Origin of the sequence: Inquilinus limosus DSM 16000 (assembly GCF_000423185.1) — a bacterium.
Classification (GTDB): Bacteria; Pseudomonadota; Alphaproteobacteria; order DSM-16000; family Inquilinaceae; genus Inquilinus; species Inquilinus limosus.
The window spans coordinates 138212-150116 of the sequence record NZ_AUHM01000019.1; the positions used below are offsets into that span (position 1 = coordinate 138212).

The window sequence follows — 11905 nt, forward strand, 5'->3', positions numbered from 1 at the left end:
CGGGCGGAAGCCGCGACGGCTCTTGATCCCGCCGCCGGGGCGGCGATGATGGGCGCGGTGCCCCGTGCGCCGCCCTGCCCCGCGACCCAGGAGACCTTGCGTGACCGATCCGGCCCTGTTGTCGGCAGCCGAGCTGTCGAGCCTCTACGCCGCCCGTGACCTGTCCCCGGTCGAGGCAGCGCAGGCCAGCCTCGCCCGGATCGAGCGGCTGGACCCGCAGCTCAACGCCTTCTGCGGCGTCTATGCCGAGGAGGCGCTGGCCGCGGCGCGGCAGTCGGAGGCGCGCTGGCGCGAGGGCCGGCCGCTGAGCCCGATCGACGGCGTGCCGACCTCGGTCAAGGATCTGGTTCTGGCCCGCGGCTGGCCGACGCTGCGCGGGTCGAAGACCGTCGATCCGTCCGGCCCCTGGGACCAGGACGCGCCGTCGGTGGCGCGGCTGCGCGAGGCCGGGGCGGTGCTGGTCGGCCGCACCACCACGCCGGAATTCGGCTGGAAGGGCGTCACCGATTCGGCCCTGACCGGCATCACCCGCAATCCCTGGGACACGACGAAGACGCCCGGCGGCTCCTCCGGCGGCGCGGCGGTGGCGGCGGCGGCCGGCATGGCGGCGCTGAACATCGGCACCGACGGCGGCGGGTCGATCCGCATCCCGGCCGGCTTCACCGGCATCTTCGGCCTCAAGCCCAGCTTCGGCCGGGTGCCGGCCTACCCGCTGAGCCCCTTCGGCACGGTCGCCCATATCGGGCCGATGACCCGCACGGTGCGCGACGCGGCGCTGATGCTGTCGGTGATGGCGCGGCCCGACCCGCGCGACTGGACCGCCTTGCCCTTCCCGGCGACCGACTTCACCAAGGGGCTGGAGGACGGCGTGCGCGGGCTGCGCATCGCCTATGCCCCGACCCTGGACGGCGCCCCGGTCGACCCCGAGGTCGCGGCGTCGGTCGCCCAGGCGGTGGAGGTCTTCGCCGACCTCGGCGCCCGGGTCGAGACGGTGACGCTGGACCTGCCCGACACCGGCCCCATCTTCCGCGCCCATTGGTTCGTCGGTGCGGCCACGCTGCTGGCCTCGATCCCCGAGGAGAAGCACGCGCTGATCGACCCGGGCCTGCGCGCCGTGGCGGCGGAGGGGGCGGCGATCCCGCTGCTCGACTACACCAAGGCGACGCTGGCGCGCGGCCGGCTGGGCGTGGCGATGAACCGGTTCCACCAGGACTGGGACCTGCTGCTGATGCCGTCCCTGCCGATCCCGGCCTTCGCCGCCGGGCAGAACCTGCCGACCGCGCCGGACGGGTCGACCTGGGCCGACTGGACGCCCTTCACCTACCCCTTCAACCTGACGCAGCAGCCGGCGGCCAGCGTGCCCTGCGGCCTGACCGCGTCGGGCCTGCCGATCGGCTTGCAGATCGTCGGCCCGATGTTCCAGGATGCGCTGGTGCTGCGCGCCGCCCGCGCCTTCGAGGCGGTGCGGCCGGCGCCGCTGCCGCCCCTCGCCCGATCGTGACCGAAGCCGAACCCTTCTGGCGCCGCAAGCGCCTGGACCAGATGACCCGTGCGGAGTGGGAGTCGCTGTGCGACGGCTGCGGCCGCTGCTGCCTGCACAAGCTGCGCGACGCCGACGAGCCGCCGGACACGCCGAATGTCGACTACACCGACATCGCCTGCAAGCTGCTCGACCTGCACAGCTGCCGCTGCAAGCACTACCCCACCCGGCGGCGCTACGTGCCCGACTGCGTCCGGCTGACGCCGAAGAATGTCGACCATCTCGGCTGGATGCCCTCGACCTGCGCCTACCGCCTGCTGGCCGAGGGCCACGATCTGTACTGGTGGCACCCGCTGGTTTCCGGCGACCCGGAGACGGTGCACGTCGCCGGCATCAGCGTGCGCGGCAAGGTGATCTCCGAGACCGAGGTCGAGGAGGACGAGTACGAGTACCACATCGTCGACTGGCCGGCGTAAGAGCCCTTAGGGGATGTCCTTCCGCGGCAGCACCGGCTTCGGCAGGGGCGCCAGCTCGACCGACTTGGACTGGCCGCCGAGGAACTCCGGATCGAGCAGCCCGCCGCCCGACGGGTCGCCCCCCGGCGGCGCGCCGGCGTTCACCGGGCCGATCACTCCGGCGTTGTGGACCGGGTTGCCGAAGAACTGCGACCGGCCGCCCTGCGGATTGCCCTTCTCGATCTCCGCCTGCGCCGCGGACACCCGGCCGGCCAGCTCCCGCGAATACGGCAGGAGATAGGCCCGCGGCACGCCGCTCGGCAGGTTCGCGTCGTCCAGCTCCTCCAGCCAGAGATGGATCGCCCCGGGCTCGCCGCGCGCCGGGTTCGGCTCGAGCACGCGGGTCCACAGCACCTGGAACCGGTCCGGCACGGCCACCGGCGCCGACCAGCCGAGCAGGCCCTGCGTCGCGAAGAAGACCACGACATAGAAGACGCTGGCCGTGGCGACAGCGGCGATCTTGAACAGCCGCCGGACCGGCAGCCGGATCATCACGGCGAGCAGCAGCACGCTCAGCAGCGCATAGGCCAGGGAGAGGCCGAGAACGCTGGTCTGCAGCGACATCATCCGCCGTTCCGCCAGGAGTTGTGGAAGGTCTGCAGGATCGATCGCGCGATATGGCTGGTCTCCGTGACCGCGCCCGTCGCGTCCAGGGTGAAGCGCACGGCGGTCTTCTCCGCCCCGCCCTGGTCGAGATCGACCGTCTCCTTGGCGACGATCGTCACCACGGGGTTGAGCTTCTGGACGGTCACCGTCACCGGCACCTTCTGACCGGTCAGCGCGGTGAAGTGATAGACGTTCACCGTGTACTCGCCGGCCACGATGCCGCGGATGCTGACCAGCTCCTGCCGGGTCGCCGTCGGCACCTTCCGGCCGTTGACCATGACGAAGTCGTTGAGGCCGCCGCGGTCGTCGCGGTCCAGCAGCATGAAGCCGGCCTCGCGCCGGCGGAACCAGACGATGTTGCCGAGCGGGTCCTGGACGAAGATGTCGAAATCGTCGGGGTGGTTGTCCGGCCAGTCCATGCTGATCAGGAATTCGGCCTTGCTGTCGACCTTCCCGGTCTTCGCCTCCGGCGCGACGATCAGCAGCACGATGAAGAACAGGAAGGCCAGGATCTGCAGGGCCTTGAACAGCACCACGCTGAACGGGTCGAAGGCCTCGTCGCGCGGCAGGAGGTCGAAATCGTCGATCATTCGGCGGCGGCCGCGCGGCCTTCGAGCGCCGAGACGACATGCACCTCGGTGAGATCGACGGCGAAGGCGAAGATCCTGGCCGTGGCGCTGTCCAGGAACGAATACTGGATCTTGAGGAGGATCGACCCCACCAGTCCGACCAGCGTCGTGTACATGGCGACCGCCATGCCGTCGCTCATCAGCGACATCGACGACCGCACCGCCTCCCGGTTCTCGGTGTCCAGCCCGGCGATCGGCGCCAGCATCATGATGAAGCCGATGATGGTGCCCAGCAGGCCGAGCTTCATCAGCGCGTCGCTGGCGAAGGCGCCGAACGCGTTCGACCCGCGCAGCCGGCTGGCGAGGACCCGCAGCAGCAGCGTCTGGTCCAGGCGCTCGCCCCGCTGCAGCCCGGCCTTGGTGACGAGATCGCGGATATGGACCGAGACCAGGCCGGGCGGCAGCCCCTCCCCGGCGGGCTCGAGGATCCCCCTCCCGTCGCGGACGACGGCCCGGGCCGTCCGCACGGCCGCATCGCCCTCCCGCGAGATGACGAGGACGCGCCACAGGCAATGCAGGCTGCTCGCGACATAGAGCAGCGAGATGATCGAGGAGATGGTGGTCGGGTCGCTGGCGACCATCCGCCCGATCAGGCCGAAATACCACAAGAGGACGAAGGCGAAGAGGCTGACGCCGGTGAAGATCAGCCAGGGCAGCAGCGGGTCGCGCCCGGCCAGTTCGACTCTGCGCTCGCTCATGCGGAGGGCTCCGACGCTCAAGGCAACGGATCCGGAGCCTATCGGCTGGGCCGGCCGGAAGGCCTGGGCATCGATCCCGAGCCGCTTTGGGCAATATGCCCGAACTGCGCCTCAGGACCGGCCGGCCCGGGCCGGTGCGCTTGCCAGCCGGGGACCGCAGGGTCAGGATGAGCAAGATCCATTCGGACGAGAGCGAAAAATGAACCTGTTCGTTCATCTCGTCTTGCGCCTCGCCGGCGTCGTCCTGCTCTGCCTGGCCTGCGCCGTCGGCTGGGTGCTGGTCGACACGCATCGGGCCATCGAGAAGGAGGCGGCGGCCTCCGCCGACCGGGTCGCCGGCGCCCTGGAGACGCTCTACTGGCGCGAATTGCTGTGGCGCGGCGGGCTTCGCCGCGAGCATCTGGTGCCGCCGCCGGACTGGGAGACGATGGCGACGATGAAGGTCATCTCGCCGGGCGTCTGCGTGACCTTCTCCCCGGGCGACGAGGCGCCGCGGCGCCTGTGCAGCCAGCTGGAGGCGATCGGCGCTCCGGCGCCGGCATGGTTCCGGGCCTTCTACGACCACGTCTTCGGCCCCTACTCCCGTACCGAGCGGCCCCTGTCCGCGCGGCAGCCCCTGGCCGGCGTCGTCACCGCCGAGCCGGACCGGGGCGCCGCGGTCCGCCAGGCCTGGCACCAGATCGCCGTCGTGCTGAGCGTCGCGGCGCTGCTCGCCGCCGGCATCGGCATCCTCGCCGCCCTGTTCATCGGCCATTCGCTGATGCCGGCCCGGACCATCATCGCCGGGCTGCGCCGCCTGGAGCGCGGCGACTACAGCTACCGCCTGCCCCGCTACGGGACGGCGGAGTTCGACCGGATCTCCCGCGCGGTCAACGACCTGACCGCCCGCCTGGCCGAAACCACGGCGCAGCGCGTGGCGCTGACCAACCGCCTGTTCCAGGTGCAGGAGGAGGAGCGCCGCGCCCTGGCGCGGGACCTCCATGACGAGTTCGGCCAATGCCTCGCCGCCGTCGGCGCCCTGGCCACCGTGATCGAGATGGAGGCGGCGGACCGGCCGGAGATCGCGAAGGATGCGCGCTCGATCCGCGACACCAGCAAGCGTATGGCGGCGACGCTGCGCGGCGCGCTGGCCCGGCTGCGGTCGCAGGAGGTGGAGGAGCTGGGCCTGGAGGCCAGCCTGGCGCGGCTGGTCGCCGGGTGGAACGCGCAGAAGGACCGGCGAGCGGCCTTCCATCTCGACATCGTCGGCAGCCTCGCCGGGCTGCCCGAGGCGACCAGCCTCAGCATCTACCGCATCGCCCAGGAATGCCTGACCAACGCCGCCCGCCACGGCAAGCCGCGCGATGTCCGCCTGCAGGTGCAGCGGGTCGATGCGGAGGGACGCGACGCCGTTGCCGTCAGCGTGGAGGATGATGGCGGCGGCACCCTGGCCCGGCTGAACTGGGCGCCGGGCTACGGCCTTCTCGGCATCCGCGAGCGGGTGGCGGCGCTGGGCGGCAGCCTGTCGATCAGCCAGGCGCGCTGGGGTGTCCGTGTCGCGGCCCTGATCCCCCTGATGCCCGCCGCGGAGACACCGGCTGCGGCGGTTCCGGCGTGACCGAGCTCACCATCCTCCTGGTCGATGACCATCCCATCGTGCGGGAAGGCTACCGGCGGCTGCTGGAGCGCACGCCGGGCTACCGGGTGGTGGCGGAGGCCCACGACGCCGCCTCCGCCTACCAAGCCTATCAGAGGACGAAGCCCGACGTCGTGGTCATGGACCTGTCGCTTCCCGGCGTCGGCGGGATCGAGGCGCTGCGGCACATCCGGCAGTGGGACCGCGACGCCCGCATCCTCGTCTTCACCATGCACAGCGGCGCCGGCTTCGCGCTGAAGGCGTTCGAGGCCGGCGCCGCCGGCTACGTCACCAAGGGCAGCGACGCCGCCGAGCTGGTCAGCTCGGTCGCGGTCGTGGCCCGGGGCGGCCGGGCCATGAGCGACGACGTGGCCCAGGAGATCGCCGCCGAGCGCCTCTCCCGGCCGAGCTCTCCGCTGGACGAGCTCAGCCCGCGCGAGGCCGAGATCCTCCGCCTCCTCGCCTCGGGCTGGTCGGATGAGGAGATCTCGGCCTCGCTGCATCTCAGCCTCAAGACCGTCCGCAACTACCATTACCAGATCAAGGCCAAGGTCGGCGCCCGCACCGACGCCCATCTGGTATGGCTGGCCATGGGCATGGGCCTGGTCCAGGCCGGGCCGCAGGGTCCGGCGACCGCGCCGAAGTGATTGAGGCTCCCCAGGATGCGGAGGACGAGCCGCACCAGTGTCCTTGAGATCGCCTCTTCGGCCCCTTCCCCGTCATGGCGAGGCGCGAAGCGCCGTGGCCATCCAGAGATCGAGCCGCTGGATGGCCGCGCCCCCGAATAGGCGTAAGGGGCGGGGTTCGCCATGACGAGTCAATAACTTCGGCCGTCAGTTTGTGTTGGCGGCCGAGCCGTCGAGGCTGCAGTGTCGGATTCCGAACAGAACCGACGGAGTCGACATGTCAGGACCCGGCGTGACGCTGCTGGATGGCGGCATGGGACGGCAGCTGGCCCGGATGGGCGCGCCGTTCCGGCAGCCGGAATGGTCGGCGCTGGCGCTGATGGAGGCGCCCGAGACGGTGCAGGCGGCCCACGAGGCCTTCATCGCCGCCGGGGCCGAGGTGATCACCAGCAACAGCTACGCGCTGGTGCCCTTCCATATCGGCGAGGAGCGGTTCGCCGCGCGGGGCCGGGAGCTGGCCGACCTGTCAGGCCGGCTGGCCCGGCAGGCCGCCGCTTCGGCCGGCACGCCGGTGCGCGTGGCGGGGTCCTTGCCGCCGCTGTTCGGATCGTACCGCCCCGACCTGTTCGAGCCGGAGCGCGCGCCGGAGATCGCCCGGGTCCTGGTCGAAGGCTTGGCGCCGCATGTCGATCTCTGGCTGGCCGAGACCCAAAGCTCGATCCGCGAGGTCGCCGCGGCGGCCGCGGCCGTCGCCGGGCGCGGCCGGCCTTTGTGGATCTCCTACACCATCGAGGACGAGCGGCCCGAACCCGGCGCACCACAGCTGCGCTCCGGCGAGCCGGTCGAGGAGGCGGTGCGGGCCGCGCTCGATCTCGGCGCCGAGGCGGTGCTGTTCAACTGCAGCCAGCCCGAGGCGATGGGCGACGCAGTCGCCGTGGCGGCCCGGATCATCGGCGAGGCACGGTCGCTGGCCCGGATCGGCGTCTACGCCAACGCCTTCCCGCCTCAGCCCGAAGATGCGACGGCCAATGAGGGCCTGTCGGAGCTGCGGGCCGATCTCGACCCCGACAGCTATCTCGGCTGGATCCGCCGCTGGGTCGGGCTCGGCGCCACCCTGGTCGGCGGCTGCTGCGGCATCGGTCCGGAGCACATCGCCCGCATCCGCGCGGCCCTGCCGGAGTTGGCGGCGGCCTGAGGGCTGCCGGGCGCCGTCTCGAGACCCTCACCGGCCTCATACCGGTGAGCCTATGAAAGGATCGTCATTGCGAGCGCAGCGAAGCAATCCAGGGCCGCACGAGCGGAGGCATGGATTGCTTCGTCGGCTTCGCCTCCTCGCAATGACGGTTCTTTCGCAGGAGAGTCCGATCACGGGGCGTCGGTATCACACACACTTCGTGTGTACCTGCGAGATCTGGACAATGAGCCCCGGCGATTCAGGCTCAACTCACTCTGCCAAATGCCGGGACCAAACACCTCGTTCTCGTGCGCCACTTACTCTGATCCGGCGGGGTCTATGGCCTACTGACCGCATGCGACCCGAAACCGAAGTTCACGCTGAGACGCCGGAAGTCGGTTCAACGCGGTGGTCCGGGTGCTCGCGTCGAGGAGTCCCGGCCGGATCAGCGGAGGGCACGGAGCTTGCTAGTGGCCCCCCTGGTCTGCCTCTCTGCATTTCGAGAGAATTTCGTCGACAACACGGTCGAGTGGCGCGGTGGCGTCGATGCTCACCGCATTCTTCGGAACATCCTCTTTCGTTGCATGCAGTCGCGCAATCAGCTCCCGTTCGCTCGATCTTCCGCCCCACTCGTCTTCCGGCCTCCCGGCAAGCCGCCGGTTCAACGTGTCGACATCGACCTCGAGAACGAAGACCCCGTCAAACAAATCGATAAAGCGGGGAAAGTTTCTGGAGCCGCCGCAGAAGAAGGAAATCGCGTTGCGTTGATCGGCGACCAAGGATTTGACCTTGTCTACATCCCAAATATGGTGCTCGTGCACAAAGCCATCCAGCGGGTCGCCAGTCTCTGGATCGCCTTGATAAGACAACTCCCGGTCACCGTTAATGGCATGGTAACCGCGCCGTCGCAGCTCTTCACACACCGCGGTTTTGCCGGTGCCGGAAACGCCTTCGATCAAATAGTTCCTGACGCCCATTTCTGCTCTCGTTGACCGGTCCCTCACGGGCCGTCGGGTGTGACGGCGCGATTGCCTTCACTCGGTTGCTCCCGTTCTGAAACGGCCACGTGCCCCCGGGGTGCCAGCGGACACAAGTGGTGCCGTCCTACGTCAGTCATACAACAGCGTGATCGACCGCTTTCCACCCTCTTCGGTCAGCCGGGCCGGCGGGAGGCTACCCCAGAGCGGTCAGCGCCCTCGGCTCCGGAAAGCGGACGTAACCCGATCGATCCAAAGGCTGACCTTACTATTCCTCATTGAGATAGCCGGCTTCGCGTGACCAATCGTGCATAGCGCGTGAAATCTCATCGGCCAAAGAGAAGAAATAGGTGGCCGGCCACCTAGCGTTACCCGGAGCTTCACCCCAGACCAAGTGGACGATGGCGTATCGGCCATCACTCAAAGCAACAACGATATCATCGTTTGCGTCGCTTCGGCCGATGACCCGAGCCCCTTGTCCCATAACGGGTGCACCTGGGTGACTTCGAACTCGAGGCGACGCTGGATAGCGGTTGCCTCATCACTATCTGGAAGCCGTCTCCATGGACGAACGAATTCGATGCTCATAGCGTTACGCTACGCTGAGGAGCGGGATTCATGAAGGGCCTCGGTGTCAGCTTTCTGCCCTTCTCGGCCGGCGCGACCAGGCCGAGGTGCGCCATTTCCGGCCATAGCTGAGGCGCCCCGATACCGGGCATCGCTCGATCCCGCAGAACCAGCCCTTCTCGATCCGCCCGGGCCGTCCCAGCCGGCTCTACGAAGCGGACATGACCGGATGCGACCCAATCCGGAAGTTGTGGACGATGGTCCTGTCGGCGATGCTCAGACGGATGAAGCCACTCGCCGGCCAAGAGCTTAGCTTTGATGACGCAGTAGCGTTGGCTCTTGCGAACCCCGCGGCGCGCCTTATTGCAATCGACGGGTTTCCAGTGTCGGGCAAGTCGACTCTCGCCGAGCGGATCGCCGGGGCTTTGCACGCCGACTGCATTTACCTGGACGACTTCGTAAAGCCCGAGAGCGAGTGGCGGTCTCGGAACCAGCCATCGTTTCCCTTCGACTACATCCGTTACGATGAGTTCCTCGAAACGGTGAAGTCCCTGGCCCGAGACAAAAAATGCACCTTCCGACCATATGATTGGGAATCGGGCCGGGTGCGAGATGAGCCCCGGACCATCCGGCTCGTGAAGCCTGTCATCATTGAGGGCGTCTCGGCGCTGCACCCCGAGTTGGCGCCGCTATACGACTTGCGGATCTGGGTCGACAGCGACGCAGCAACCACACTTTCAGCAGCGCTTCAGCGAGGTGTGGGCGCTTGGCAACGGGAATGGCGTGAACTGTTCTTGCCAAGTGTGAACCTCTATCTGCAGACCAAACCTTGGGAGCGTGCCGAGCTTCGTGTGGCAGGGCGGGATGCCTGCTGAATGTCGCGTTCCCGCCCTCTCGGCCGGCTAGGTCAACAGCAGGGAGTCCGAAAGCGGTCGTCACCCTCGGCGCCGCGAAGCGGACCTGACCCGACTCGACCCGCAGCCGCCGATCGCTGATCAAAAGCACGACTTCTGGCATGTTACTCTTTGCGGACGATCAGGATCGGCCATGTGCGCCTTGCGCTCGGCTATCGTGTGACGGAGAACCTCGAGCGAACGCTCTCGGCGCTGAAGGTTGCAGGGCTGCCCGGATAGGGGCGGGACGCGTCGGAGAGCCTTGCGTCCGAAACCAACCATCCAGCCACGATCAGCCGGTGAGGCGCGCACGAAACAATGTGCAGCCGTCCGTCAGGCGCGACCTGGAGATATCCTGGAATCCAGCCTCGGTCATCCACGCGCGATACTGACCCTCAGTGTACGATTCGCCGTGGCGATAGAGGTTCAGGAAGGTGAGATTCAGAAAGACACCCTCAGGCGGGCCGAGGCGGTCGTCATCGACGACACCACACCCCGCAATTGCGATCTCGCCTCCGGGTGTGAGGCAACGCGCCGCGTTCAGAATCGAGCTGCGCGCCTGGTCCGGCGGAAGGACCTGGACGACGGCCTTCAGGATCGCCAGATCGTGCCGACCGATCGATGGCGCGACGGTTATGTCCCCCTCTTCGACAATCACGTCGTCGGCACCGTATTCTGACAGGATATCTCGCGCGACCGCTGCGACCGTTGGGAGTTCCATCAGCGTCGCCGCGATCTGCGGCCGCCGCTCGCGAAGTCCGACAAGAGTGGTCCCAGGGCCCCCGCCGATGTCGATCACCGAACCGATCGCCGAGAGATCCATCTCCCGGGCCAGATCTCGGCCGAAAATCACCCCGCCCGGTGCGAGCATGCGGCTGAAGGACGCCGCGGCCTCGGGCCCCGCTTCGGAAAAGTCGTGCAGCGCAGCGGGCCGGTTCTGTCGCAGCGACTCTGCGGTCAGCAGGTCGGCTCCCCAGAGCTCGCGCAGGAGCGCATGATCGCCGCCGCGATAGGTCGGCTTGGACGCGTCGAGGAAGGCCGACGCTTCGGCTCCGTTGCGAAACTGGCCATCCTTGACTTCGAGGAGACCGATGCTGGCGAGCGCGTAGAGGAGCCGCGACAGACGATCGGGCTCGACTTTGAGCGCGGCCCCGAGGCTGTCGGCAGTCATCGCGCTGCCACCGAGCCGGGTGAAGATGCCAAGGTCCAGCCCGGCGAGAAGCGCCAAGGCGGGGGGCACCGCTGCGATCAGGTTGTCGATCCGATCAGAATCCACCACGTCACCCCCCCTTCCGCGATCCAGGGCCGACTTTGAAGCCGCTTGGAAGCCTCGCTGCTTCCGCCAGGTTGTTCCATGCCGCATTCCACCTGCAATGCGGATGGTCAGATGGCAAGACAAGAGGCCGCACATCGCGGCGTGGTACCATGGCATTTCTGCTCGCGCACCGGCTCGCCTGACGGGCTGCATAGGGTGGCAGCCGGCCATGCCCGCCTTCCTACGAAGCGGTCATTCAGGGCGCTGGGCTTGGCTTTCGCTTCTCACACTTTGCGGTCGGATGGCGCGGCAGCCGGGTCGTCGGAGGTGACATCCCGGAGGCCGGATCCGGCTCTTTGCGGTCGATCACCGGCCCTCCTGGCTACCCGGAAGCGGACATTTCCGGCGATCCAATCTTGCCCCGAAGCGGACAGGATCGCTTTGGGTTCAATCGGGTCAGATCGGCTTTTCCGCACCGAGTCGACGGCCGCTTCCGGTGCCCGCAGTTCGGCCTGGCCGACGGCAAAGGGCGGAGAGTGGTCCTACAGGCTTTTGCGAAAGAAGACGACGCGTTTTGTCTCCTCGAAACCTAGCGCCGCATGAAACTTGTGGCTCACGACGTTGTCCAATAGGGCATCGGATGCGAACTCAGCACAGCCGATAGACTCGCCCCATTCGGCAATTGCATCGCAGAGCAGTCGCGCCGCGCCCTTTTGCCTGTGGCCGGGCAGAACATAGATTCCTTCAAGGAAGAGAACGGGAGAGGTTTTGCATCCATTGACGTAATCACTGCGCAGCGTGCCTTCAGCAAATCCGATCACTTCGCCTTCATTGGTTTCACAGATGAACGCGACAGCTCGGCCGTCTCCG

At 68.1% G+C, this 11905-nt stretch carries 12 protein-coding genes; 6 read left to right on the forward strand and 6 right to left on the reverse strand.

Annotated features, from left to right (window positions below; all coding sequences use genetic code 11):
• Positions 1 to 100 precede the first annotated feature (100 nt).
• Positions 101 to 1501 (forward strand): amidase, encoded by a 1401-nt coding sequence (locus G537_RS0117750; RefSeq protein ID WP_026871266.1) that lies wholly within the window; start codon positions 101 to 103, stop codon positions 1499 to 1501.
• Entirely contained in the window at positions 1498 to 1956 is a 459-nt protein-coding gene (locus tag G537_RS0117755) for a YcgN family cysteine cluster protein (protein WP_026871267.1), read from the forward strand. Before G537_RS0117750 ends, G537_RS0117755 begins: the two co-directional genes overlap by 4 nt.
• 6 nt (positions 1957 to 1962) lie before the next feature.
• Here G537_RS0117755 and G537_RS38540 read toward each other — a convergent pair whose 3' ends face one another.
• Genes G537_RS38540 through G537_RS0117770 form a run of 3 tightly spaced genes read right to left on the reverse strand, consistent with a single transcriptional unit; the run spans position 1963 to position 3928 of the window.
• Positions 1963 to 2562: a hypothetical protein gene (locus G537_RS38540; protein ID WP_051248554.1), complete on the reverse strand. Its 600-nt coding sequence runs from the start codon at positions 2560 to 2562 to the stop codon at positions 1963 to 1965.
• On the reverse strand, positions 2559 to 3191 hold the full coding sequence (locus tag G537_RS38545; protein WP_034852070.1) for a hypothetical protein: 633 nt from the start codon (positions 3189 to 3191) through the stop codon (positions 2559 to 2561). The genes G537_RS38540 and G537_RS38545 overlap by 4 nt, the downstream gene beginning before the upstream one ends.
• Complete coding sequence (locus tag G537_RS0117770; protein ID WP_026871268.1) at positions 3188 to 3928, reverse strand: MotA/TolQ/ExbB proton channel family protein; 741 nt, start codon at positions 3926 to 3928, stop codon at positions 3188 to 3190. The genes G537_RS38545 and G537_RS0117770 overlap by 4 nt, the downstream gene beginning before the upstream one ends.
• Positions 3929 to 4127: 199 nt before the next feature.
• Between G537_RS0117770 and G537_RS0117775 the strand changes: the two genes are divergently transcribed.
• From G537_RS0117775 to G537_RS0117785, 3 genes are all read left to right on the forward strand, one after another.
• Positions 4128 to 5525 (forward strand): histidine kinase, encoded by a 1398-nt coding sequence (locus G537_RS0117775; protein WP_026871269.1) that lies wholly within the window; start codon positions 4128 to 4130, stop codon positions 5523 to 5525.
• The gene (locus G537_RS0117780; protein ID WP_026871270.1) at positions 5522 to 6190 is read left to right on the forward strand and encodes a response regulator; all 669 of its coding nucleotides are present in this window, start codon (positions 5522 to 5524) and stop codon (positions 6188 to 6190) included. The genes G537_RS0117775 and G537_RS0117780 overlap by 4 nt, the downstream gene beginning before the upstream one ends.
• A 256-nt stretch (positions 6191 to 6446) precedes the next feature.
• Positions 6447 to 7364 carry a homocysteine S-methyltransferase family protein gene (locus G537_RS0117785; RefSeq protein WP_034852073.1) on the forward strand — a complete coding sequence of 306 codons (918 nt, stop codon included), beginning with the start codon at positions 6447 to 6449 and terminating at the stop codon, positions 7362 to 7364.
• A 446-nt stretch (positions 7365 to 7810) separates the two neighbouring features.
• Here the strand turns inward: G537_RS0117785 and G537_RS0117790 are convergent, their stop codons facing one another.
• A complete protein-coding gene (locus G537_RS0117790; RefSeq protein ID WP_026871272.1) occupies positions 7811 to 8320 on the reverse strand; it encodes an AAA family ATPase in 510 nt (169 codons plus the stop codon).
• A gap of 824 nt (positions 8321 to 9144) precedes the next feature.
• On the opposite strand from G537_RS0117790, the gene G537_RS0117795 reads away from it, so the two are divergent.
• Positions 9145 to 9762 (forward strand): uridine kinase family protein, encoded by a 618-nt coding sequence (locus G537_RS0117795; protein ID WP_162146123.1) that lies wholly within the window; start codon positions 9145 to 9147, stop codon positions 9760 to 9762.
• A gap of 310 nt (positions 9763 to 10072) precedes the next feature.
• Here G537_RS0117795 and G537_RS0117800 read toward each other — a convergent pair whose 3' ends face one another.
• Both G537_RS0117800 and aac(6') read right to left on the reverse strand, forming a co-directional pair.
• On the reverse strand, positions 10073 to 11059 hold the full coding sequence (locus G537_RS0117800; RefSeq protein ID WP_034852075.1) for a methyltransferase: 987 nt from the start codon (positions 11057 to 11059) through the stop codon (positions 10073 to 10075).
• A gap of 518 nt (positions 11060 to 11577) precedes the next feature.
• Positions 11578 to 11905 (reverse strand): aminoglycoside 6'-N-acetyltransferase (gene aac(6') / locus G537_RS42965; RefSeq protein ID WP_081688884.1); only part of this gene is annotated, 328 nt, incomplete at its 5' end.